The following is a 23,038-nucleotide window of genomic DNA, read 5'->3' as shown; positions in this document are numbered from 1 at the left end:
CTGATAAATATATTTCATAAAACAGGCGATAATACCCGGCAACCGGGCATTTTTCAGAAAGGCAAACGGGTGCTACCGCGCGGCATGATCTCAAAACCGACATCAACAACATCCCCCACATAGCCTCTGTTGGCGCTCATTTTGAGCATCATCTCCGCTGTACGTGTCGCAATCTCATCTGCATTCAGGTTCACACTACTAAGAGTGACGGGTGACAACCAGGCACTGGAGGGGAAATCGCCGTAACCCAGAATACTGAGCTTATCGGGAACGGAAATGCCCCGCGCCTGTGCTTCCATTAACAACGCGGTCGCAATAGAATCGCTGGTGCAGAAAATCCCATCCAGACCGCGCTCTTTTACCAGCGTTTTCATCAAAATTTCCCGACTCCCCTGCCAAATATTTTCACCGTTAGGTATATCCACCAGAAGAGGCGTTTTACCCTGCTCCTCCAGTGCACAGCAGAAACCTGTGTAGCGAATGCGTGCCCGGATGTCATCTTCAAAACGCGTAGTGAAATAAGCCAGTTTGCGACACCCCGTTTCAAGTAGATAACGGGCTGCCTCATAACCGATTTTTTCGTGATCATTGCCGACCTGCGCGGCAAACGTTCCGCCGTCAACCTGCCACATCTGAATCACCGGGACGCCGCTGTTGTGCAGCATTTTCAGCGTCGAGGTTTTGTGATCCGCCCCGGCAATGGCAATCACCGCAGGCGACCATTGCAGAATTGAGCGGATCTGTTCCTCTTCTTTGTCGAGGCTGTGATCGTGAGAGGCAATCGAGAGCTGGAAGCCCTGCGCACTAACGGTGGATTCGATGCGCTGCACGACATGGCTGAAAAAGATGTTCGCTAGCGAAGGCAGCACCACGGCCATGTTACTACTCTGCCCGCCGGTAAACTGGCTGGCAATTTTATTATGCACATAACCCAAGGCATCAATGGCGGCCTGAATTTTTTTACCGGTTTTGTCAGAGACGCGTTCGGGCTGGCGGATATACAGCGAAACCGTTGAAGGCGATACCCCCGCCTTTTGCGCGACATTATCAAGTTTTACGATTTGGCGTGATCTCTGGCGCATTCCTCTCCCGCACTTTCCTCAGTTACCCACGCCCCTAGCGCGTTCCGGCCGGAACGCTGGCGTTGTGTTAATACCAGAACGAATATAAGCGCCACTCCCCAGACGGCGGCGATAAGCCAGACGAAACTCTCAGGGATACCGGTTTTCGCAGTTAGGCCAAGTGGCGATAACGTGATAAATATGCTGATTAAAGCAGCCAACATCATAATACTTGCCCGTTCCACGTAACGCCATTTTTCCATGGGGATTTTGGCAGGCGATACATGCAGATCCACCCAGTTAACGGGCTGAAGCTTACCGATTAGCAGCATGAGGGCGACTTCAATCACGAACAAAATCCCCATCACGTGGATAAAATGCACGGGGATCAGTTTATTCAGACCGGTAAACGTGTACAGGCCGTAAGCGATAATATGGAAAATCAGCACGCATTTCGCCGCTCGTGCGGGAACGTGACACGTCAGGAACCCCACCAGCACAATGGTGATGATCGGGATGCTATAAAACCCGGCGAAGCGCCGCATTAAATCAAAAATGCCGTTGGGCGTATGCAGTAGCAGCGGCGCGATAATAATCGACACTAGCGAAAAAATCACCGAGGCCACTTTACCTACGCGAACCAGCTTTTTCTCATCTTGGCAGCCGGTCAGTGGGCCATAGAGATCGATAACAAACAGCGTCGCGCTGGAGTTAATAATCGAGTTGAAATGGCTGATGACCGTACCGAAAATTGCCGCCGCGAACATGCCGATAAGCCACCACGGTAGCACCGCCTTCACCAGCGCCGGATACGTGTAATCCGCGTTGCTGAACACGGGGCCAAACATGTTGAAGGCGATTAACCCCGGTAGCACCATCGCCAGCGGAACCAGCAGTTTAATCGTGCCCGCCAGCAGCACCCCTTTCTGGCTTTCCGCCAGAGACTTCGCGCCCAGCGTGCGCTGAATTATCATCTGGTTGGTACACCAGTAAAACAGGTTGGCGCAGATCATCCCGGTGAATATCGTACTAAAAGGAACCGATGACGTTTCATTGCCAATCGCATTCAGCTGTTCCGGGTGATTTAGCAGGATTTTACCCCCCGACAGCAGCGAGCCATCCCCCAACGCGAACAGGCCTAAAACCGGAATTAACAGCGCGGCAATGAGCAAAATAATACCGCTAATGGTGTCAGAGATCGCCACCGCTTTCAGGCCGCCAAGCGTAGCATACAGACCGCCTACCGCCCCCATCGCAAACGCCAGCACACCGATGGAGCCCCATGCAGGCAGATTAAAAATCTTCTGAAAATCAAACAGTTCATTCATGGTGATAGCGCCAAGATAGAGGCTGCAAGGGTTAGCCATCACCGCGTACCCCACCAGCAGCATGATGCTGACCATGCGGCGGGTGTTGCGATCGAAGCGGTTTTCCAGAAATTGCGGCATGGTTGTTATTCCACGGCGCAAAAAGCGCGGCAGAAAAAACATCGCCATCACCACCGTTGCTACGGCGGCGGTGCTCTCCCAGGCCATTCCGCTGATATCAAAACGGTAGGCGTTGCCGTTCAGCCCTACCAACTGTTCAGCAGAAAGATTAGAAAGCAGCAGCGAACCAGCAATGAAATATCCTGACAGTCCGCGTCCGGCGAGAAAAAAGCCCTCGACGCCAGATTCTGAAACCCCCTTCGTTTTATGATAAGAATATAGCGCTACGAAAATAAGGAAGAGAAAAAAAGTACCAACGGAAAATAACATTTTCATAAATGTACCCTGCCGATTTCAGTATCTAGACACTATCACATATGCCTTTCAGACTAAGAAGTTCGCCTATTATGAGAATTTGAAGCTCGCCAGAAAACCTTGACATTATGCGTATTAATTGTGTTGTTGGTCACACATTTCATCTTCACCATATTGATAATCGTAGCGCTACAATATTAACGTGAAAGCACATTAATCGTAGGGCACTGAAAATATGTTCAACAAAGATCGCTTAACTCGCCGTGAGATCGGAGAACTGCGCAGCCAACGCTGGTACGCGCCAGAAACGATCAGAGCTTTCGCGCATCGGCAACGCACACAGCAGATGGGTTTTGCCCGCGAAGAGTTCCTCGGTAAACCTGTTATCGGCATCATCAACACCTGGAGCGACATGAGCGCCTGCCACTCGCATCTGCGCGAACGGGCGGAAGCAGTCAAACGCGGCGTCTGGGCGGCGGGCGGTTTCCCGGTCGAACTTCCAGCCCTGTCGATGGGCGAAGTGATGGTGAAACCCACCACCATGCTGTACCGCAACTTCCTCGCGATGGAAGCGGAAGAGCTACTGCGCCAGCATCCGATTGACGGCGTAGTTCTGCTGGGTGGCTGTGATAAATCTACGCCTGCGCTGCTGATGGGCGCACTGTCGATGGATATCCCGTTGATTTTTTGCCCGGCAGGCCCGATGACGACTGGCAAATGGCACGGCCAGGCAACGGGCGCGGGTACGCACACCAAAAAATACTGGGACCAGTTGCGCCTTGGCGCAATTACCCAGCACGACTGGATCGAACTGGAAGGCGCGATGACGCGCTCAATCGGGACCTGCAACACCATGGGAACCGCCTCCACCATGACCTCTATCGCGGATGCGATGGGCTTCACATTTCCGGGCGCCAGCTCCATTCCGGCGGCGGACTGCCGTCACCCGCAGATGGCGGCGCAGTGCGGTCTGACCATTGTCGATATGGTGTGGTACGGCCATAAACCGTCTACGTGGCTGAAAAAAGAGAACTTCCTCAATGGCATCGTGGCGTACATGGCGCTGGGCGGCTCAACCAACGCCGCTATCCACCTGATTTCGATGGCAAACCGCGCGAGCATTCCGCTGAATCTGGAAGATATGGAAATCATTGCCCGAAAAATTCCGGTTCTGGCGAATCTCTTCCCGTCGGGCTCTAACCTGATGGATGACTTCTTCTTCGCAGGCGGCATGAAAGCGCTGATGAAAAAACTCAGCGGATTTTTACATCTCGACGCTGTCGGGGTGACCAACTACCCAATTAGTCAGTGGGTTGAACAGGCGGAGTGTTTTGACGACGACGTAATCCGCGATCTCAGCAATCCAGTTATTCCGCTTTCACAGGGCTGCGCACTGGCGGTACTACGCGGAAACCTCTGCCCGAACGGCTCGGTCATGAAATCCTCTGCCGCCAGCCCGCAGCTGCGCAAACATATCGGCCCGGCGCTGGTGTTTGATACGCACCAGGCCCTGTCCGATCAGATTGACGACCCGGCGCTGGATGTTAGCAAAGACACAGTGATTATTCTGCGCAACGCCGGGCCGGTCGGCGCGCCGGGAATGCCGGAATGGGGCAACCTGCCTATTCCGAAAAAGCTGTTGCAGCAGGGCGTCACCGATATGGTGCGCATCTCTGATGCCCGGATGTCCGGTACCCACTACGGCACCTGCATTCTGCACGTCGCGCCTGAAGCCGCGATTGGCGGGCCGCTCGCTCTGGTGAAAACCGGCGATTTGATCGAACTGGATATCGCGGCGGGTTCGCTGAATATGCTGGTCGATGATGCCGAGCTCGACCGTCGCCGTGCCGCGTATACCCCACAACATAAAGTCTTTGGCCGCTCCTGGGCCGCACTCTATCAGCAGCATGTCACCCAGGCGAACGAAGGCTGTGATTTCGACTTCCTGCAATCCGGCAGCGATGTCCCCGAACCGCCCATTTTTTGAGGAGTCATGATGAATAACTTTAAGCACGCGATTTTGTCAGGGCAGTGCCTGTTCGGCACCTGGATGATGACCGGGAGCGATACGGTTGCAGAAGCGATGGCAACCGTGGGGTTCGATTTTCTGGTGCTGGATCAGGAACATGTCGCAGTTGATACGCTGGATGCTATTTGCATCGATCGCGCCATTCGCAGCGTTAACGCCGAAACTACGCCCCTGTACCGTCTCGCTGGAAATGACGTGGTGCTGATTAAACGCGCGCTTGACGGCGGCGCGATGTCGCTGATGATCCCGTTTATTAACACCCCGGAAGAAGCGAAAAAAGCCGTAGAGTCAGCCTATTATCCGCCGTATGGCAAGCGCGGCTTCGCCGCCATGCACCGAGCATCTGGTTGGGGTGGGAATGCGCAGTTTGTGCAGGAGGCCCGCGATGAACTGTGCCTGATCCTGCAACTGGAAACACCGGAAGCCATCGACAATATCGACGCGATTAACAACGTGGACGGGATCACAGGTTTCTTCATTGGCCCAGGCGACCTCTCCTCAGCGATGGGCCATCCTGGCAATCCATCACACCCGGACGTACAGGCGATGATCAAGCGCGGGCTGGAAACATGCCAGCGTCTTGGTAAACCATGCGGCATCGTCGGCGGTAACCCGAATCTAGTCAACAGATACCAGCAGATGGGCTTTACTTTCGTGGCGCTGGCCTCTGACATGAGCTTCCTGCTGGCGCGCGCGAAAGAACAGCTGGCGGAGATCCGCGGTGAGAAACTGAGCATTAGCGGCGGTGAGGTCTACTAAGATGACCCGGCTGATTGAACGCACCTGCGGCGATGTGTCCATCGCCGTTGCGCCTGAACTGGGTGGCGCACTGGCCTGGCTACGCTGGCGCGGTCACGATATTTTTCGCCCTTTCAACCCGGGCGGGGAAAAGCGCGCCAATCTATGCGGTAGCTACCCACTTGTTCCCTGGTCGAACCGGATTGCGCAGGGAGAGTTTCATTTTTCCGATCGCCGCTGGCAGGTGGCGCGCAATTTCGGCAATCATCCACACGCGCTGCACGGCAACGGCTGGCAGTGCGAATGGCAGGAACAGGACCGCGAAGAGTCCGTCACGCTGACTCTGGAACGCCCGGCATCAGAGGTCTGGCCCTGGCCGTGGCGCGCCACGCAGGTTTTCGCCCTTACACCGGATAGCCTGACCCTCACCCTGCGCTATCACAATCTGGCGGACATTCCCGTACCGGCTGGGCTTGGTTTTCATCCTTTCTTTGCCGATGCGAGCGATAGCGAGGTGCAGTTCAGCGCGGCGCGCGTGTGGCTGAACGATGACAACAGCCTGCCTTACAAAGAGATACCGACGCCTGAGAAATGGGATTACCGCGCTTTTCGCGCGCCGGTTCCCAACTCCGTGGATAACTGTTTTACCCACTGGTGCGGTGAAGCCATCGTGCGCTGGCCACGGCGCGGCATTCGCGCAACATTAACCAGCGACGTGCCCAACGCCGTATTTTTTATTCCCGGTACGGAGCGAAATGTGGTGGCCATTGAGCCGGTCAGCCATATCAACAACGCGATTAATCTGTTCTCTCCCGGCAACGGCGAGCAGGCAATGGATGTTGTCGCCCCAGGCTGCTCGTTATCACTTCATATGACAGTAAGGATGTCCGATGAAAAATAACCCGACACCGCTTTTTGATTATCAGGGCGAGCTGCCCGAATGCCCTACCTGGGACGCCGACACCCAATCACTATTCTGGACCGACATCCTTAAAAAGCAGATCCATCGCTATCAACCGCAGACCGGCGAGCAAACTGTTTTTCATTTTGAAGAAGAGGTGGGCTGTTTCGCTCTGCGCGAGCGTGGCGGCTTTATCGTGGCAATGCGCTCGGGCATCTGGCTAGCTGACCAGATAGGCGCGCTGACGCAAAAGGTCTGCGATAACCCGAATAACCCGCAACTGGCGCGCTTCAACGACGGAGGTACCGACTGGCTGGGGCGCTTTTATGCCGGCACTTATTGGGGGCCGCGCGACTATAACGGCGCACTGCTGTGCCGGGTAGACGCAGCGTTAAAAACCACGGTGGTGCAGTGCGACATCCTTGGCGCAAACGGACTGGCTTTTTCCGCCGACAAAAAGTGGATGTACACCAGCGATACGCCGAATCATGTGATTTATCGCACACCGCTGGATGCGGACGGCAATCCCGGCCAGCGCCAGGTGTGGGAAACCTTCCCGCGCGGTAACGGTAGACCTGACGGTGCTGCGATGGACACTGAAGGTTGCTACTGGAGCGCACTGTTTGATGGCTGGCGCATCGCACGTTTCTCACCGCAGGGCGAGATTATCGAAGAGTACGCGCTACCGGTGCGTTGTCCGACCATGGTCTGCTTCGGCGGCGACGATCTGAAAACGCTGTTTATCACCACCACGCGGGAAAACATGACCGCAGAAGAAATTATCGAGCGCCCGCTTTCCGGGGCAATTTTTACCCTGCAGGTGGCTGTCGCCGGGGTAGCAAAAGCAAAATTTAAAGAGAGTTAATAATGAATACGATTGGATTTATCGGTCTCGGCCTGATGGGCGAAGCCATGTCGAAAAATATCGTCAACGCCTTCTCCGGCAATGTCGTGGTTTACGATCTCAACCCAGAAGCCGTGAATCGCCTGGTCGCGTACGGCGCGCAAGCCGCCGTCTCCATTGCGGATGTTGCGCAGCAGGCAGACGTGATTATCAGCATGGTGCCGCGCTCTGAGCACGTTCTCGATGTATACCAACAGTTGCTTCCCCATTTACACGCGGGTCAAATCACCATTGATATGTCGACTATCGACCCGTCTGTCTCAATGGACATTTCCGCTGAAGTGGCGAAAACCGGCGCGGTGATGCTGGATGCGCCGGTGGTGAAATCCGTTCCGGCAGCAGTCAAAGCGGAGCTGGGTATCTACGTCGGCGGCGACAAAGCGGCGTGGGGAAAAGTAAAACCGGTGCTGGCAATGATGGGCAATAATCAAATCCATATGGGTGAGAATGGCCGCGGGCTGGTAATGAAAATTATACACAACCTGATGGTGGCGGGCATTCAGAACAGCGTCAACGAGATGCTGACCACCGCCGATCGCTACGGCATTGATAAAACTGATTTTCACACGGCGATTTCCTATGGCGGCGCGACCAACTGGTATCTCGACAGCAAAATTAACAGCCTGATCGCGGAGGATTACCGTACCGCGTTTTCCCTTCAGAACATGGCGAAAGACGTCAACATCATGAAAACCCTACTTCAGGAGTCCGGGTTAACGCTGCCGGGCGTCGACGTGGTAAAAGCCGTTTATGACCGCGGTATCGAAAGCGGCCTCGGCGGCGAAGATTTCTGCGCAACATTCAAAGTCGTGAAAGACCATTCCAGCAAATAAAATTAGAAGGAAACAGCATCATGCAAGCAAGTGCGATTTATAACAGCCTGAAAGATAAAATCGTCGCGATTACCGGCGGCGCCAGCGGTATCGGTGAAGCGTATGTCCGCGCTTTTGTTGACCAGGGCGCGCGCGTCGCGTTCCTCGATTTCAATAAAGACGCAGGCGAAGCGCTGGCAAAAGAGCTGAACTGCCTCTTTTTACCGTGCAATGTTACCGACATTCCTCAGTTAAAAAGCTGCTTCGGGACGATTATCGCACAACTTGGCGACGTCGATGTGCTGATTAACAACGCCGGTAGCGACGATCATCACACGATTGACGAACTCACCGAAGAGTATTTCAACAACCGTATCAACGTGAACCTGCGTCATCACCTGTTTGCAATTCAGGCAGTGATCCCAGGCATGGCGCGTAAAGGTACCGGCAGCATTATCAATATGGGTTCCATTAACTGGATGCGCGGCCGCCCGGGGCGCGTGTGCTATTCCCTTTCCAAAGCCGCTATCCACGGTTTTACCCGCACTCTGGCACAGGAACTGGGCGAGCGTGGCATTCGCGTTAACAGCCTGGTGCCGGGCGCTATCCGTACGGCGAAGCAGGACGCCATGTGGGCCAAACTCGACCCTGCCGCAGTAAATCAGTTTATTGAATTACAGGCACTGAAGCTGCGTCTTGACGGCACGCACTGCGCCCGGCTCGCTCTGTTCCTCGCATCTGATGAATCCTGCGGCTGTACTGGCCAGGATTTCGTTATTGATGCAGGACTTTCGCTTAACTAAGAGGCCAATATGGATTTCTTTAACCTGTTAACCCCGGACGGTGCGCCGCTGGAAACCAGCACGATGCTGATTGTTATCGGTGTCATGTTTCTCTATACCTTCATCGGTATTTGCGCAGGCTTTGGCGGTGGGCTGACCGCCATGCCGCTGATTACGATGGTGCTGCCTCTGAAAATGGCTGCGCCGATATCGGTGATGGTCGGCACCGCAACCGCGCTTTATGCGACGTGGCTTTCGCGCAAAGAGACGGACTGGAAATCAGCGGCGGTTCTGATCCTCTTTTCGTTCGCGGGTATCCCAGTCGGGCTGTATGCATTGTCGTATCTTCCTGATCACATTATGAAAATCTGGCTTGGCGGCTTTATTATTATTTACTCGTTTTACAGCCTGTTTATTCCTCGTTTGCCGGTCTACGACAAACGCTGGATTGCCGCACCGATGGGCGCTATCGCCGGAGCCTTAGGCGCAGCCTTCTCCACGAACGGGCCGCCGGTGGTGATGTACGGTATGCTGCGTAATCTGGGCCCGGCTGCGTTTCGCGGCACGCTGAACGCCTTCTTCACTGCAAACAACATCGCGATTATTGGCGGCCTGGCCACCAGCGGCATTTTGACAATATCGACCATTAAGTTAGTAATTTTCTGCATTCCAACCATGCTGCTGGGCTCGCTTGTCGGCCAGTATGTCCACAAGCGGATCTCGGTAAAAACGTTCCGCATTATGGTCTTCCTGCTGCTGATCGCATCTGGCGCAATGCTAATTAAAGGCGCGACCGGTATCTCCGCTATCAGTGCGCTGCTGCCGGCGTTTGGTTTATTGGCTGTTCTGCAACTCGCCTTTGGTAAGAAAGTGGCGGCGATTCGCGCCTCCGATGAAGCGCAAAAAGCACAGTAAAAACAAGGCAAAAAAAGCTGCTGAACTTCTGAAGTGCCCCCCGAAAGTTGGACATCCAACGATTAGGGGTGGGGTCAGTCCATCAACGGCTCAGAAGTGTCTAGATTATCCGAGGCGATTCAAACTTAGATCTTCGATGAAGTTGTTCATGGTACAAAATAGTGGTACGTTCGAAATCGAAGTGTTAAGGTAACTTACTGTTATTCGGTGATTTCATTGATATAAAAACAAATCCTTGGTTCGATTCCGAGTCCGGCACCACTTCTTATGAAAACCCTGCCTTATGGCGGGGTTTTTGCTTTTTGAATCAGCAAATTGTTGGCTCCTCTGTCGTTGGCATCCTTATCCTTCCCCAGCGCCGCTTCCCGGTGCTAAAGAATAAGCATCATGATGCAGCCCGGCAAAGGCCGAAACGATACCGATTATATCCGTAGCGGTTCTCCAAGAGCGGCGCGCCGCTATCGGCAAAGGCGAGCTTAAACGCGCCAATGGAACAGAACACCTTGAGGATACAAAATCCTGGAGGCTCGTCCGTCGTGAAGAGCACGATCGTCTCCTGTTGTGGGCCAATGCCCCGACCTCGTGGTAGGGACATTGGCCCGCAGACGCTATAGCGCGCTGATAATCAGGTAGATCACGGCGGCTAGCGCCATGCAGCCCCCCAACAGCAGCAGGGCTATCGCCCAGCCAAGATTTACCCGCCGCGTTTTTTTATGCAGCGCCGGGGCCTGCCACTTTAACTGCCACATCCTTTGCTCCTTATCCCGTAGACGCTTCGCCATCGCTCCGTGATGGCACTTCGGCGCCGGGCACCAATCCCGCGATATCTCTTCTAATCATACTGGTAATCACGCCATATTGCCGTCATCCTATTCCGAGACTTTCGCCAGCCATGCCTCCAGCGCCACCAGCCCCTCCCGGATCGGTCCGTCAACCGCCGCCGCCGTCAGCGGGGCTCGCTCCAGCGCCAGGCAGGCATCCGCCGCGCCGCGCATTCCCAGGCTGGCGCAGCTGCTTTTCAGGCGGTGCGCAAGCCCCTGCACCAGGTCGGCGTCTCCCGCGGCGCGGGCCGCTGCCATCTCAGCCAGCAGCGGTAGCGAGTGCTGACGAAACAGCGCCAGCCACTCCGTCAGGCGCGGCTGGCCAAAGGCCGCCAAATCCTCCGCCAGCTGTCCGTCATCCAGCGGCGTTGCGATCTGCTGCGCCACGCGGGACGGCTGCGCCGCGCTCCGCTCACCGTCGGTTAGCGCATGGGCAATCAGGCGGCACAGCTCTGCCCGTGGCACCGGCTTTTGGATCATGCCGCAAAACAGTGGACGGATCCGACGGTGCTGAGCCTCATCCAGCACATGCGCGCTAAAACCGATGCGCTTCAGCTGCGGGTAGGCCTCTGCCATCTGGCGCGCCAGCGTAGGACCGTCGCTGTCCGGCAGGTCAAAATCCACCAGCGCCGCATCGAACGCCGTATCCCGCGCCAGCAGGGCCAGCGCCTCCGCGGCGCTGCCGGCGATACGAACCTGAACGCCAGCGCTCTGCAGCATCTCTGCGCTGATACGCTGGCTAAGCGGATTATCCTCGATCAGCAGCAGGCGACGCCCGGCCAGCAACCATGCCTGCGCAGGCGCCTCCGGCGGCGGCAGCGCCGCCCGTCGCAGCGGTAAGCTCAGGCAGAAGCGGCTCCCCTTGCCCGGGGCGCTGCTCACCGCCAGGCTTCCTGTCATGGCCTGCGCCAGACCGCGGCAGATGGCCAACCCCAGCCCCGTGCCGCCGCGTCGGGCGCTCAGCTGCACAAATGGCTGAAATATAGCCGCCTGCTGCGCCGGATCGATGCCGCAGCCGCTGTCCTGAACCGCTATCCACCAGCGCATCTCATCGCAGCCGCAGCTCACGCGAATCACCCCGCGCTCGGTAAAACGCAGGGCGTTGTTCAGCAGGTTCATGACGATCTGGCGAATCCGGCGCGGATCGCCCTGCAGCCATGTCGGTAACGCATCAGCGTAGTCATGCGCCAGGCGAAGCGGACGCTCGCGCAGCCGCCCCTCCGCCAGCCGCAGCAGGCTATCCAGCAGCTGGCGCGGTGAAAACGGCTCATCGTTTAGCACCACGCTACTGCTGCCGGCTTCGATCGCCGAATAGTCCAGCACATCGTTCAACACCGCCAGCAGCGACTCACCGGAGTCGTTGATCGCCTGGACATAGCCACGGCTCTGGGGAGAGATCGACTGCTCCGCCAGCAGCTGGGCGGTGCCCAGAATACCGTGCAGCGGCGTGCGGATCTCGTGGCTCATCGCCGCCAGAAACGCCGACTTGGCCCGATCGGCGTTTTCCGCCTCCGCGCGGGCCTGACGGTGCTCAACCACCAGCGCCTGCAGCTCGGCGGTGCGCATCTGTACCAGATCGGCCAGATGCTGACGCTGGTGACGCAGGGCGCGTACGCTGGTGCGGAACGCCTCCATAAGACGTCCGATGGTATCCAGCTCGCACACTCCAGCGCGATCGGGAAAGGGGGAGTCGAAGTCGCCGTCCAGCAGGCGCTGCAGCGCGGCCGTCTGATGGGCCAACGGCTGAGAGAGCGAGCGGTAAACCACGCGCCACAGGATCAGACACAGCGCCAGCAGCCCGGCGCCCCCCAGCAGCGTCAGCCAGGTCAGCCCCAGACGACGCGCCTGCTGCAGCTGCTCTAGCGCGGCGGCATTGCGCCGCTCAATATCGCTCACTTGGCGACTTATCTCCGCGCTAAAGCGGGTAAAGAGATCCAGGTTGTTCTGTGACAACGCCTGTAGACGGGCGTAAATATCATTATCCTGGCGATATAGGTCAACCAGCGTACGGTACTGCGCAACCTGCCCCAGCGCCTGGGCTATCTGGGCGCGAATGCGCGGATCCTCAACCCGCTGCTGGCGGCGCTGCAGGATGCGCAGCGCCTGCGCCAGGCGCTCCTCCTGTTCGCTCAGCGCCAAACGGCCGCTGTCGCTCTCCAGCGCCATGATCATCTGCTGGACCCGCAGCGCGCTCAGGCGTAGCTCGCTCATCTGATTCAGGTACTCCAGATCGATATCGATCAGCCGGTCCAGCGCCTGCTCCGCCGCCGCCACCCGCCGCTGCTCAATCAGATCATAGATACCCGCCTGGGTCGCACCGGCGGCCGTCGCCGCGTTGCTGGCCTGTCCTTTGGCCAGCTCGGCAATCTGCTCTGCCGCCGCCGCCACCTGCGCGCTGAGCGCCCGCGCGCGCAGACGCAGCTGCAGGCGCTGTCCCACTAGCGCCCCCTGCTCTCCCAGCGAGCGGGTGATCTCCGTCTCCTGCCGGGCGATGGTCTCGATATCGAATCCCTGGCGACGCAGCTCATCCAGCAGACGGCTGATCTTCAGGCTCTGCGCCGTCAGCATCCGCCCCTGGGCCAACCACTCCCGTTCGCTGTCCGCACTGCTCAGACTCTGGGCCGAAAACAGCTCATAGGCACCGGCCTCGCTCAGCTGGCGCGCCATGTTCATGGTCGGCAGCAGGGCCTGCGTATTGGCCTGCTCCACCCGGCCAACGTAGTGCAGGCTAAACCACCCCACCAGCACGCTGCCCAGGGTTAACGCCGCCATCAGCGCAAAAGCCAGCCACAGCCGGCGAGTCAGAGAAGGCGTCCCCATAGCGCTCCCGCGTCGTAAAAACGTTGAGTTAATCCGTGATAAGGCACTAGCATAAAGGCTTACCCATCACGAGGCTATTATGTCCCGACGGCGCACCCTATTTCTCTGTCTGCTTTGGCTGTCCACCGCGACGGCGCACGCCGATGCCCCGCTGCTGCGCTGGCCGTCGGATCGTCACTCCGTTCAGCTGCGCCAACCCCCGCTGCACGCCATTAAGCGCTGGAAGCTGTGCGCCCTCTATCCCAGCCTGAAGGATGCCTACTGGCTCTCGATCAACGATGGGATGATCCAGGCCGCCGGCCGACTGGGCGTGACGCTGAAGGTATTCGAGGCCGGCGGCTATCGTCAGCAAGCGACCCAGCGCGAGCAGATGGCCCTATGCCGCGACTGGGGAGCCGACGCCATACTGATCGGCAGCAGCACGGCCCACCTCCCGGCGCTGGCGACGCTGACCGCGGGGATCCCGCTGATCGAGGTCGTCAACGCCCTGCACGATCCCGCCATCCGCACCCGGGTCGGCGTTCCCTGGTTCCAGATGGGCTATCAGCCGGGACGCTACCTGGCGCAGCGCCTCGGCCAGCGCCCGCTCAAGGTTCTGCTGATGCCCGGCCCGCGCGACGCCGGCGGCAGCCGAGAGATGAGCGATGGCTTTAAGGCGGCGCTGGACGGCAGCCGCCTGCAGATCGTGGAGGTCGCCTACGGCGACAATGACATCGAGGTGCAGCGCAATCTGCTACAGGACATGCTGGAGCGCCACCCGGATATCGATGTGGTGGCCGGTACCGCCATCGCCGCCGAAGTCGCCATGGGCGAAGGGCGTAACCGTGCCACACCGCTGACCATCGTCTCATTCTATCTCTCGCACCAGGTTTACCGCGGCCTGAAGCGCGGCCGCATTCTGGCCGCCGCCAGCGACCAGATGGTGTGGCAGGGCGAGCTGGCCGTCGAACAGGCCCTGCGCACGCTACAGGGAGAGCGCGTGCCGGACAACGTCAGCCCGCCGATCCTGGTGCTCACCCAGCGCAACGTCAGCAGCGCACAGGTTCACCGCTCGCTCTCCCCCCTGGGCTTTCGCCCGGTCTATCTCTATCAGCCCGCGCCAAAGCCAGGGTAAGGCGCAGTCAGGCGACCTCGGCCGCCAGAAAATAGCCCTCGCCGTGCTGGGTCACGAACAGATCGGGGCGCAGCTTGGCGCGCAGGCGGCGGATTAGGACATCCACCGTGCGCACATCGGGGCTGTCGACCCGATGCGATGAAAGCATACGCAGCAGCCGCTCTCGGCTTAAAATTGCGCCGGGATTAGTCACAAAGGCCAGCAGCATCTCATACTCGGCGCGCGTCAGCCGGATCGGCTCGTCGTCCAGCGTCAGCGTATGGCGCGACACGTTCAGACAGTAGCCGGCGAACAGATAGCAGTTATCCGCCGCAGGCTGCGCCTGGCGCGCCAGATCGATGCGCCACAGCAGGTTCTTCACTCGCACCACCAGCTCGCGCAGCTCCAGCGGCTTGGTGACGTAATCGTCCGCCCCCATCTCCAGGCCGACGATACGGTCGATGCGATCGCAGCGGCCGGTGACCAGGATGATCCCCACCGTCGAGCGCTCGCGCAGCGCGCGCGTCAGCATCAGTCCATTCTCGTCAGGCAGATTGATATCCAGCAGGATCACATCGACCGGCTGCAACAGCATCAGCTCGCGCAGCCCGGCGCCGCTGGCGGTCACGGAAACCTGGTATCCCTCTTGGACAAAGTAGTCACGCAAACGCGCCTGCGTCACCGGCTCATCTTCCACAATCACAATGTGGTGCGTCATGGCCACGGCCCACCGTTATCTGTTCATATCTGTTCATATTCTGACGTATCGTGTTCACGCTGACCAGTGACCCTGTTCATATTTAAACAATAAGATCGCGTATAACCTCCATTCCCTCATCATGACAGGATCTTGCGATGAAAAATCTATGGAACAGGCTGAACCGCCCCAGCGCGCGCTGGTCGGTACTAGCGCTGTTGGCGCTGGGCATCGTCATCGGCCTGACGCTGATCGTTCTGCCGCACGTCGGCATCAAGCTGACCAGCAGCACCGAGTTCTGCGTCAGCTGCCACAGCATGCAGCCGGTCTACCAGGAGTATAAGCAGTCGGTGCATTTCAAAAACGCCTCCGGCGTGCGCGCCGAGTGCCATGACTGCCACATTCCCCCCGACGTGCCGGGCATGGTGAAACGTAAACTGGAAGCCAGTAACGATATCTACCAGACCTTCATCGCCCATTCGATCGACACGCCGGAGAAGTTCGAGGCCAAGCGCGCCGAGCTGGCCGAGCGGGAGTGGAAGCGGATGAAAGAGAATAACTCGGCGACCTGCCGCTCCTGCCATAACTATGATGCGATGGATCACGCCAAGCAGCATCCGGAGGCCGCCAAGCAGATGGCCATCGCCGCTAAGGATAATCAGTCCTGTATCGACTGCCATAAGGGCATTGCGCATCAGCTGCCGGACATGAGCAGTGGCTTCCGCAAGCAGTTTGCCGAGCTGCGTCAGACGGCCAGCGATGATGGCAACACCCTGTATACCCTGGATATGAAGCCGATCTACGCCGCCAAAGGCGACAAAGAACCGGCCGGATCCCTGCTGCCCGCCTCCGAAGTCACCGTGCAAAAGCGCGACGGCGACTGGCTGCAGGTGCAGATCGAAGGCTGGACGGAAACCAATGGCCGCCAGCGCGTGCTGTCCCTGCTGCCGGGCAAGCGTATCTTCGTCTCCTCAATCCGTGACCAGGTACAGCAGAACGCCAAGACGCTGGAGAAAACCACCGTCGCCGCCACCGGCGTGGAGTGGAGCAAGCTGCAGACCACCGCCTGGGTACAAAAGGGCGACCTGGTCAATAACATCAAGCCGATCTGGGCCTACGCCGATGCGCTGTATAACGGCACCTGCAACCAGTGCCACGGCGCGCCGGAGAAGGCGCACTTTGACGCCAACGGCTGGATTGGCACCCTCAACGGTATGATCGGCTTCACCAGCCTGGACAAGCGGGAAGAGCGCACCCTGCTCAAATATCTGCAAATGAACGCCTCAGACACCGGCGGCGCCGATCAGAAACACTAAGGGAGAGACCATCGATGAACCATAACGAAAGTGTCCACATATCACGCCGCCGTTTTCTGTCGCAGCTCGGCGGTCTGACCGCCCTGGGCATGTTTGGCCCCTCCCTGCTGGTCAGCCGTGGCGCGCAGGCGCAGGCCGCCGCAGGCGGCGTACAGGAAGGGATCCTGACCGGCTCACACTGGGGCGCCATCCGCGCCACGGTGGTGGATGGCCGCTTTGTCGCCGCCAAACCCTTTGAGAAGGACAGCTACCCCTCCAAGATGGTGGCCGGCCTGCCGGATCATGTACACAATACGGCCCGTATCCGCTACCCGATGGTACGCATTGACTGGATGCGCAAGCGCCACCTCAGCGATACGCGCCAGCGCGGTGATAACCGCTTCGTCCGCGTAAGCTGGGACGAGGCGCTGGATCTGTTCTATCAGGAGCTGGAGCGCATCCAGACCACCTATGGCCCCAGCGCCCTGCTGAGCGGCAGCGGCTGGCAGTCGACCGGCATGTTCCACAACGCCGCTGGCATGATGGGACGGGCGCTGGCGCTGCACGGCAACAGCGTGGGTACCGGCGGTGACTACTCAACCGGCGCCGCGCAGGTGATCCTGCCGCGGGTCGTCGGCTCCATGGAGGTCTATGAGCAGCAGACCTCCTGGCCGCTGGTGTTGAAAAACAGCAAGACCGTTATTCTGTGGGGATCCGATCTGCTGAAGAACCAGCAGGCCAACTGGTGGTGCCCGGATCACGATGTCTATCAGTACTATGCCCAGCTGAAAGAAAAGGTCGCCAACGGTGAGATCCGCGTCGTCAGCATCGATACCGTGGTCTCCTCCACCCATGAGTACCTAGGGCGCGACAGGGTTCAGCATATCGCCGTCAATCCCCAGACCGATGTGCCGCTACAGCTGGCGCTGGTCCATACCCTGTACAGCGAGAAGCTGTACGACGTCCACTTCCTGGACAACTACACCGTCGGCTTCGACCAGTTCCTGCCCTATCTGCTGGGAACCCAGGACGGCCAGCCGAAGGATGCCGAGTGGGCCGCCGAGCTGACCGGCATCGACGCCGAAACCATCCGCGCCCTGGCGCGCCAGATGGCCGCCGGACGGACCCAGATCATCGCCGGCTGGTGTGTACAGCGTATGCAGCACGGCGAGCAGTGGTCGTGGATGATCGTAGTGCTGGCCGCCATGCTGGGGCAAATCGGCCTGCCGGGCGGCGGCTTTGGCTTTGGCTGGCACTACAACGGCGCGGGCACCCCGAGCCGCAAAGGGATCATCCTCAGCGGCTTCTCCGGCGCCACCGCCGTCCCACCGCTGCACAACAGCAGCGACTACCGCGGAGCCAGCAGCACCATCCCCATCGCCCGCTTTATCGATGCCATGCTCGAACCGGGCAAAAAAATCGACTGGAACGGCAAACAGGTGACCCTGCCGGCGCTGAAGATGTGCGTCTTCGCCGGTACCAACCCGTTCCACCGTCACCAGCAGATCAACCGCATGATCGCCGGCTGGCAGACGCTGGAGACCGTCGTCGCCATCGACAACCAGTGGACCTCCACCTGCCGCTTCGCCGACATCGTCCTACCGGCCACCACCCAGTTTGAGCGCAACGATCTGGATCAGTACGGCAACCACTCCAACCGCGGCATTCTGGCGATGAAGCAGCTGGTGCCGCCCCAGTTTGAGGCGCGTAACGACTTCGATATCTTCCGCGAGCTGTGCCGACGCTTTAACCGCGAACAGGCCTTCAGCGAAGGGCTGGACGAAATGGGCTGGATCAAGCGGATCTATCAGGAGGGCGCTCAGCAGGGCAAAGGTCGCGGGCTCCACCTGCCGACCTTTGACGCCTTCTGGAACGGCAACGGCTATATCGAGTTTGGCGATCCGCAGCTGTTCGTGCGTCATCAGGCCTTCCGCGACGATCCGGATCTGGAGCCGCTGGGCACCCCGAGCGGCCTGATCGAGATCTACTCCAAGAGCATCGCCGATATGCACTACGGCGACTGCCATGGCCACCCGATGTGGTTCGAAAAGGCCGAACGCTCCCACGGCGGCCCCGGCTCGGTGCGCTTTCCGCTGCATCTGCAGTCGGTGCACCCTGACTTCCGCCTGCACTCGCAGCTGTGCGAATCGCCGACGCTGCGGGCGCACTACAGCGTCGGCGGACGCGAACCGGTCTTTATCAGCCCGCAGGACGCCGACGCGCGCGGGATCCGCAACGGCGATATCGTCCGGGTATTCAACGATCGCGGCCAGGTTCTGGCCGGGGCCGTGGTCTCTGATCGCTATGTGCCCGGGGTGATCCGCATCCACGAAGGCGCATGGTACGACCCGGATCGCGGCGGCGTGGCGGGGGCCCTGTGTAAATACGGCAACCCCAATGTCCTGACTCTGGATATCGGCTCTTCGCGGCTGGCCCAGGCCACCAGCGCCCATACCGCCATCGTCGAGGTGGAGAGGTACCGCGGCCCTCAGGCTCCGGTCACCGCCTTCAATGGCCCGCAGGAGATGGTAGCGCAGTGTCAGTACGTACCGCTGCAGACGGAGGACAAGTCATGAACGCAGTCAGTCCATTGACGACGCAGCACTATACCTGTCTGTACGCCTGGCTAGCCGGGCTGTTCGCCCACGAACTGGACGAGGCGCAGCTGGCCCGCCTGCGTTCGACCGACACGCAGGCCTGGCTCGATCTGCTCTGCCAACAGACGCCCCTGCGCCCGGCGCTGCAGCACCTGCAGGCGGCGCTCGCCGCGCTGGAGGTGCGTCCGGACGCCCGTCTGGAGCTGGCGGCAGACTTTGCCGGTCTATTTTTGCTGTCGCAGAAGCGGGCGGCGCTGCCCTATGCCTCCTGCTATCAAGGAGAGACGCCGCGCTTTCACCAGGCGATCTGCGTGGAGATGCAGTCCCTGCTGCGCCAGGCCGGCATGCAGCTGAACGCCAACTTTCACGAGCCCGAGGATCACCTGTCCATCTTCCTGGAGCTGCTCAGCCTCCTGAGCTTCGCCAGCGCAGAGCAGCCGGAGCACCAGGAGAGCAAACGGATGCAGCTACGCCGCAGCACCCTGAGCCTGCTGCTCGGCTGGCTGCCGGCGTTCAGCGCCAGCTGCGTCCGCTACGATCCGTTTGGCTTCTATGGCGCCCTGAGCCAGCTGCTGCTGGCGCTGGTTCAGCAGGATGCCGACCTCAGCGCCGTCGAACGCGCATCACCGGCCGCCACACCAGGGCTCGTTGCCGGATAACCATAAACACAGAAGAAAATCGATTTCGGGCGGAATTATCCGCCCGTTTTTTTTTTTGCGCGGGAGAGGCTCAGTCCAGCCGACAGTGGCTGTCGGGGCAGATACGCGCCAGGTGGGTATGATCGTTGATCATGTCGCGCAGGTTCGACTCTATCGTATGAGCCATCGCGTTAAGGGGCAGATCGTTGGCCTCGATGCCAAACGGATCCTCCAGCTCCTCCGCCAGGGCATCCAGGGCGATGAAGGTATACGAGATAAATACCGATACCAGCGGCGTCATATAGTGCAGATCGGAGACCAGGGCAAAGGGCAGTAGCGCGCAGAACACGTACACCGTGCGGTGAACTATCAGGCTATAGGCGAACGGGATCGGCGTATTGGAGATCCGCTCACAGCCCCCTAGGATCACCGACAGCTGATTCAGATTGGTGTCGATGGTCTGGAAGTCGATATCGCTCAGGTAGCCGCGCCGCCGCTGCTCTCCCAGCCACTGCCCCATCAGCTGCAGCAGACGGTTGCAGGGGGAGCAGCTCCCGAGCACCGCCGCCTTATCCTGCGAGGGCAGCAGACGGGTCAGCTCCATAGCCATCGGCTCACGGCGCAGATGGTGCTTCAGCGCATATGAGAACGCGGTCAGCAGCATGGCGAAACGCCGGTGCTCGCCGCCCGGGTGCGGCATCAGGCTGATGGCCTGACGCATCAGAGAGCGGGTGGTGATCAGCAGCGATCCCCACAGCACCCGCGCCTCAATAAAGCGGGCATAGCTGGCGTTATTGCGAAAGCCGAGGAAGATGGCGATGGCCACCCCCAGCAGGCTGAAAGGGCCCAGCGTCAGGTTAACGTTAAAGTCCTCATGCCAGAGGTAGCACATCACTGCCAGGCAAGAGACCATGAAATTAAGGCTGAGACGAAAAAGGATATTCGGCAACACCGAACCGTGCCAGACGAACAGGCGCCGGAACCAGTGCTGGGGGGGTCTAACGATCATTCTGAATTACTCGGAAAAACGACACCGCGCACATGACTGGGGGAACTTCCCTACGACGGCCGTCCCTGCGCGGTACGGGGCGGCGGCGCGCCAGTGTACGCCTGTGTCACGCGCAGCGGCAACAGGCAGATCCTTTCGCGGCGAACGGGTGAGGAAAAAAACGCCATACTGCCTATACTCCCGGCAGAAAATACTGTCGCTTCACGGTTACGCGCTGGACGTCACCGTTGCCAGGGTCATTATCCTGCACCTGCACTCTTTTTTTGCAGCCTGACCGATCATGGATTATTAATAGCAAACATACCGTTAACGTATGTGACGGTGTGATGCACCATCTAACGGGACTGCGGGGCACCGGGTCCCCTGTCAGGAACGCCCGTTTGGCGGGTTAGGGAGTCACCATGATTTACTTCGATCGCAACCGTCTGCTGCAGCTGGATCCGCGCTTCCTTAAGCAACAGCGCGTCTCGCTGCTGATCCTATCGCTGCTGCTGCTGCTCGGCGGCCTGTTCTGCCTGTTCCGTCCGCTGGCCTCCGGCAACGCTCTGAGCGCCGTGGTCGGCATTCTGCTGCTGCTCAGCGGCGTAGGGCTTATCATCGGCATGATTGCCAATCGGGCCAACAACCTCTGGCCGATGATCGGTGGGATATTAATGGGCGCCGCCTATCTAGTGATGGGCTTTATCTTCATTCGCAGCCCAGAGGTCGGCCTGTTCACCGTCGCGGTCCTGGTCGCGACCCTGTTTGCCCTAGGGGGGATCGCCCGCCTGATGGCCGGCGTTAAGCTCAAGGGCGCCCACGGCGGCTGGCTGCAGGTCATCATCGGCCTGCTGGATCTCCTGATCGCCTGGATGCTGATAAGCGCCGGGCCACAGGGATCCATACTGCTGGTCACCATGATCGTCGGTATCGAAATGCTGTTCAGCTCTTTCAGCCTGTTTCAGGTCGCCCAGCTGCTGAAGCAACGCTAAGCGCCCTCCCTCATAACCAACGGGGCGCCAGAGGGCGCCCCGCTGCGTTAAACGTGCCGGTTCAGTAAGCCTGACGGTAAAGCAGCTCGATATCCCGCAGCGTCGCGCTACGCGGGTTACCGCCGGTGCAGACGTCCGCCAGCGCGGCCTCCGCTAGACGCGCGATATCCTCTTCGCATACCCCGACCTCACGCAGGCTCGGCGGGATCCCTACGTCCCGGTTTAACGCCTCGACCGCGGCGATCGCCGCCGCCGCAGCCTGATCCAGGCTCAGATCGTCGCAAGCGACCCCCAGCGCTCGGGCGATATCGCGAAACTTCTCGCCGCAGGCGCCGGCGTTATAGCGCATTACGTGGGGCAGCAAAATAGCATTGGCCACGCCGTGCGGCGTGTTATAAAACGCGCCCAGCGGATGTGCCATGCCGTGTACCAGCCCCAGCCCCACGTTGGAAAAGCCCATACCGGCGACGTACTGCCCCAGCGCCATCGTCGCGCCCGCCTCGGCATCGCCGTTCACCGATGCGCGCAACGCACCGCCGATCATCTCGATAGCCTTCAGGTGCAGCGCGTCGGTCAGCGCCCAGGCGCCGCGGGTGATATAGCCCTCTATCGCATGGGTCAGCGCATCGACGCCGGTGGCCGCCTTCAGCGCCGGCGGCATACCGTCCATCATATCGGCATCGATAAAGGCCGCCTGGGGAATGTCATGCGGATCGACGCAGACAAACTTACGCCGCTGCTCCTCATCGGTGATCACATAGTTAATGGTCACTTCCGCCGCGGTTCCCGCGGTGGTCGGCACCGCCAGAATCGGCACGCTCGGACGCGTGGTCGGCGACAGTCCTTCCAGGCTGCGTACATCCTCGAACGCCGGATTATTACTGATGATCCCGATCGCCTTGCAGGTATCCTGCGGCGAGCCGCCGCCGATAGCGATCAGGTAGTCGGCCCCGCTGTCGCGAAATACCGCCAGCCCCTGCTGTACCACCCGGATCGTCGGATTGGGCACCACCCCGTCGAACAGGGCGTAGGCCAGTCCGGCGCTATCCAGGTGCTTTGTCACCCGGGCGACGGCGCCGCAGGCGACCAGCGTGGCATCGGTGACGATCAGCGCCTTGCGGTAGCCACGTCGCTGGATCTCCGCAGGCAGTTCAGCGATGGCGCCGCGGCCAAACCAGGCCGTTTCGTTCAGGATCATGCGATGTGCCATGGT

The 23,038-nt window shown here is 59.4% G+C and carries 19 protein-coding genes; 12 read left to right on the top strand and 7 right to left on the bottom strand.

Going from position 1 to position 23,038, the window contains the following annotated elements; genetic code table 11:
* Window positions 1-53: 53 nt before the first annotated feature.
* The gene (locus ETEE_RS09350) at window positions 54-1,082 is read right to left on the bottom strand and encodes a LacI family DNA-binding transcriptional regulator (RefSeq protein ID WP_034165945.1); all 1,029 of its coding nucleotides are present in this window, start codon (window positions 1,080-1,082) and stop codon (window positions 54-56) included.
* Window positions 1,055-2,824 (bottom strand): solute:sodium symporter family transporter, encoded by a 1,770-nt coding sequence (locus ETEE_RS09345; RefSeq protein ID WP_045425489.1) that lies wholly within the window; start codon window positions 2,822-2,824, stop codon window positions 1,055-1,057. Before ETEE_RS09345 ends, ETEE_RS09350 begins: the two co-directional genes overlap by 28 nt.
* A 214-nt stretch (window positions 2,825-3,038) precedes the next feature.
* Here ETEE_RS09345 and ETEE_RS09340 point away from each other — a divergent pair, with 214 nt between their 5' ends.
* Genes ETEE_RS09340 through ETEE_RS09310 form a run of 7 tightly spaced genes read left to right on the top strand, consistent with a single transcriptional unit; the run spans window position 3,039 to window position 9,884 of the window.
* A complete protein-coding gene (locus tag ETEE_RS09340; protein WP_034165944.1) occupies window positions 3,039-4,790 on the top strand; it encodes an IlvD/Edd family dehydratase in 1,752 nt (583 codons plus the stop codon).
* 9 nt (window positions 4,791-4,799) lie between these two features.
* Window positions 4,800-5,591: an HpcH/HpaI aldolase family protein gene (locus tag ETEE_RS09335; protein ID WP_034165943.1), complete on the top strand. Its 792-nt coding sequence runs from the start codon at window positions 4,800-4,802 to the stop codon at window positions 5,589-5,591.
* 1 nt (window position 5,592) lies between these two features.
* On the top strand, window positions 5,593-6,471 hold the full coding sequence (locus tag ETEE_RS09330; protein WP_034165942.1) for an aldose 1-epimerase: 879 nt from the start codon (window positions 5,593-5,595) through the stop codon (window positions 6,469-6,471).
* The gene (locus ETEE_RS09325; protein ID WP_034165941.1) at window positions 6,461-7,336 is read left to right on the top strand and encodes an SMP-30/gluconolactonase/LRE family protein; all 876 of its coding nucleotides are present in this window, start codon (window positions 6,461-6,463) and stop codon (window positions 7,334-7,336) included. The genes ETEE_RS09330 and ETEE_RS09325 overlap by 11 nt, the downstream gene beginning before the upstream one ends.
* A gap of 2 nt (window positions 7,337-7,338) precedes the next feature.
* On the top strand, window positions 7,339-8,208 hold the full coding sequence (locus tag ETEE_RS09320; protein ID WP_034165940.1) for an NAD(P)-dependent oxidoreductase: 870 nt from the start codon (window positions 7,339-7,341) through the stop codon (window positions 8,206-8,208).
* 20 nt (window positions 8,209-8,228) lie between these two features.
* Window positions 8,229-8,990 (top strand): SDR family NAD(P)-dependent oxidoreductase, encoded by a 762-nt coding sequence (locus ETEE_RS09315; protein ID WP_034165939.1) that lies wholly within the window; start codon window positions 8,229-8,231, stop codon window positions 8,988-8,990.
* 9 nt (window positions 8,991-8,999) lie between these two features.
* Window positions 9,000-9,884 (top strand): sulfite exporter TauE/SafE family protein, encoded by an 885-nt coding sequence (locus tag ETEE_RS09310; protein ID WP_034165938.1) that lies wholly within the window; start codon window positions 9,000-9,002, stop codon window positions 9,882-9,884.
* Between the two features lie 608 nt (window positions 9,885-10,492).
* On the opposite strand, the gene ETEE_RS21605 is transcribed toward ETEE_RS09310, so the two are convergent.
* Entirely contained in the window at window positions 10,493-10,633 is a 141-nt protein-coding gene (locus ETEE_RS21605; protein WP_167549808.1) for a hypothetical protein, read from the bottom strand.
* Window positions 10,634-10,753: 120 nt separating this feature from the next.
* Entirely contained in the window at window positions 10,754-13,525 is a 2,772-nt protein-coding gene (torS, locus tag ETEE_RS09305) for a TMAO reductase system sensor histidine kinase/response regulator TorS (protein WP_034165642.1), read from the bottom strand.
* A 79-nt stretch (window positions 13,526-13,604) separates the two neighbouring features.
* Between torS and torT the strand changes: the two genes are divergently transcribed.
* Window positions 13,605-14,639: a TMAO reductase system periplasmic protein TorT gene (torT, locus tag ETEE_RS09300; protein WP_034165641.1), complete on the top strand. Its 1,035-nt coding sequence runs from the start codon at window positions 13,605-13,607 to the stop codon at window positions 14,637-14,639.
* Window positions 14,640-14,646: 7 nt separating this feature from the next.
* Here torT and torR read toward each other — a convergent pair whose 3' ends face one another.
* Entirely contained in the window at window positions 14,647-15,336 is a 690-nt protein-coding gene (gene torR / locus ETEE_RS09295; RefSeq protein WP_015460770.1) for a two-component system response regulator TorR, read from the bottom strand.
* A gap of 137 nt (window positions 15,337-15,473) precedes the next feature.
* Between torR and torC the strand changes: the two genes are divergently transcribed.
* The 3 genes from torC to torD are packed head-to-tail and all read left to right on the top strand — an operon-like array spanning window position 15,474 to window position 19,866.
* The gene (torC, locus tag ETEE_RS09290; protein ID WP_034165640.1) at window positions 15,474-16,631 is read left to right on the top strand and encodes a pentaheme c-type cytochrome TorC; all 1,158 of its coding nucleotides are present in this window, start codon (window positions 15,474-15,476) and stop codon (window positions 16,629-16,631) included.
* Window positions 16,632-16,645: 14 nt separating this feature from the next.
* Window positions 16,646-19,186 carry a trimethylamine-N-oxide reductase TorA gene (gene torA, locus ETEE_RS09285; protein ID WP_034165638.1) on the top strand — a complete coding sequence of 847 codons (2,541 nt, stop codon included), beginning with the start codon at window positions 16,646-16,648 and terminating at the stop codon, window positions 19,184-19,186.
* The gene (gene torD, locus ETEE_RS09280; RefSeq protein WP_034165637.1) at window positions 19,183-19,866 is read left to right on the top strand and encodes a molecular chaperone TorD; all 684 of its coding nucleotides are present in this window, start codon (window positions 19,183-19,185) and stop codon (window positions 19,864-19,866) included. Before torA ends, torD begins: the two co-directional genes overlap by 4 nt.
* Before the next feature lie 70 nt (window positions 19,867-19,936).
* Here torD and ETEE_RS09275 read toward each other — a convergent pair whose 3' ends face one another.
* Entirely contained in the window at window positions 19,937-20,854 is a 918-nt protein-coding gene (locus tag ETEE_RS09275) for a bestrophin family protein (protein ID WP_034165636.1), read from the bottom strand.
* Window positions 20,855-21,255: 401 nt separating this feature from the next.
* Here ETEE_RS09275 and ETEE_RS09270 point away from each other — a divergent pair, with 401 nt between their 5' ends.
* Window positions 21,256-21,825 carry an HdeD family acid-resistance protein gene (locus ETEE_RS09270; protein ID WP_012847172.1) on the top strand — a complete coding sequence of 190 codons (570 nt, stop codon included), beginning with the start codon at window positions 21,256-21,258 and terminating at the stop codon, window positions 21,823-21,825.
* Between the two features lie 61 nt (window positions 21,826-21,886).
* On the opposite strand, the gene fucO is transcribed toward ETEE_RS09270, so the two are convergent.
* On the bottom strand, window positions 21,887-23,035 hold the full coding sequence (fucO, locus tag ETEE_RS09265; protein ID WP_034165634.1) for a lactaldehyde reductase: 1,149 nt from the start codon (window positions 23,033-23,035) through the stop codon (window positions 21,887-21,889).
* Window positions 23,036-23,038 lie beyond the last annotated feature (3 nt).

The sequence above is a fragment of the Edwardsiella anguillarum ET080813 genome (genome assembly GCF_000264765.2).
Classification (GTDB): Bacteria; Pseudomonadota; Gammaproteobacteria; order Enterobacterales; family Enterobacteriaceae; genus Edwardsiella; species Edwardsiella anguillarum.
Note: the sequence above shows the minus strand (reverse complement) of the source record. Positions and strands in the feature narration are given on the sequence as shown.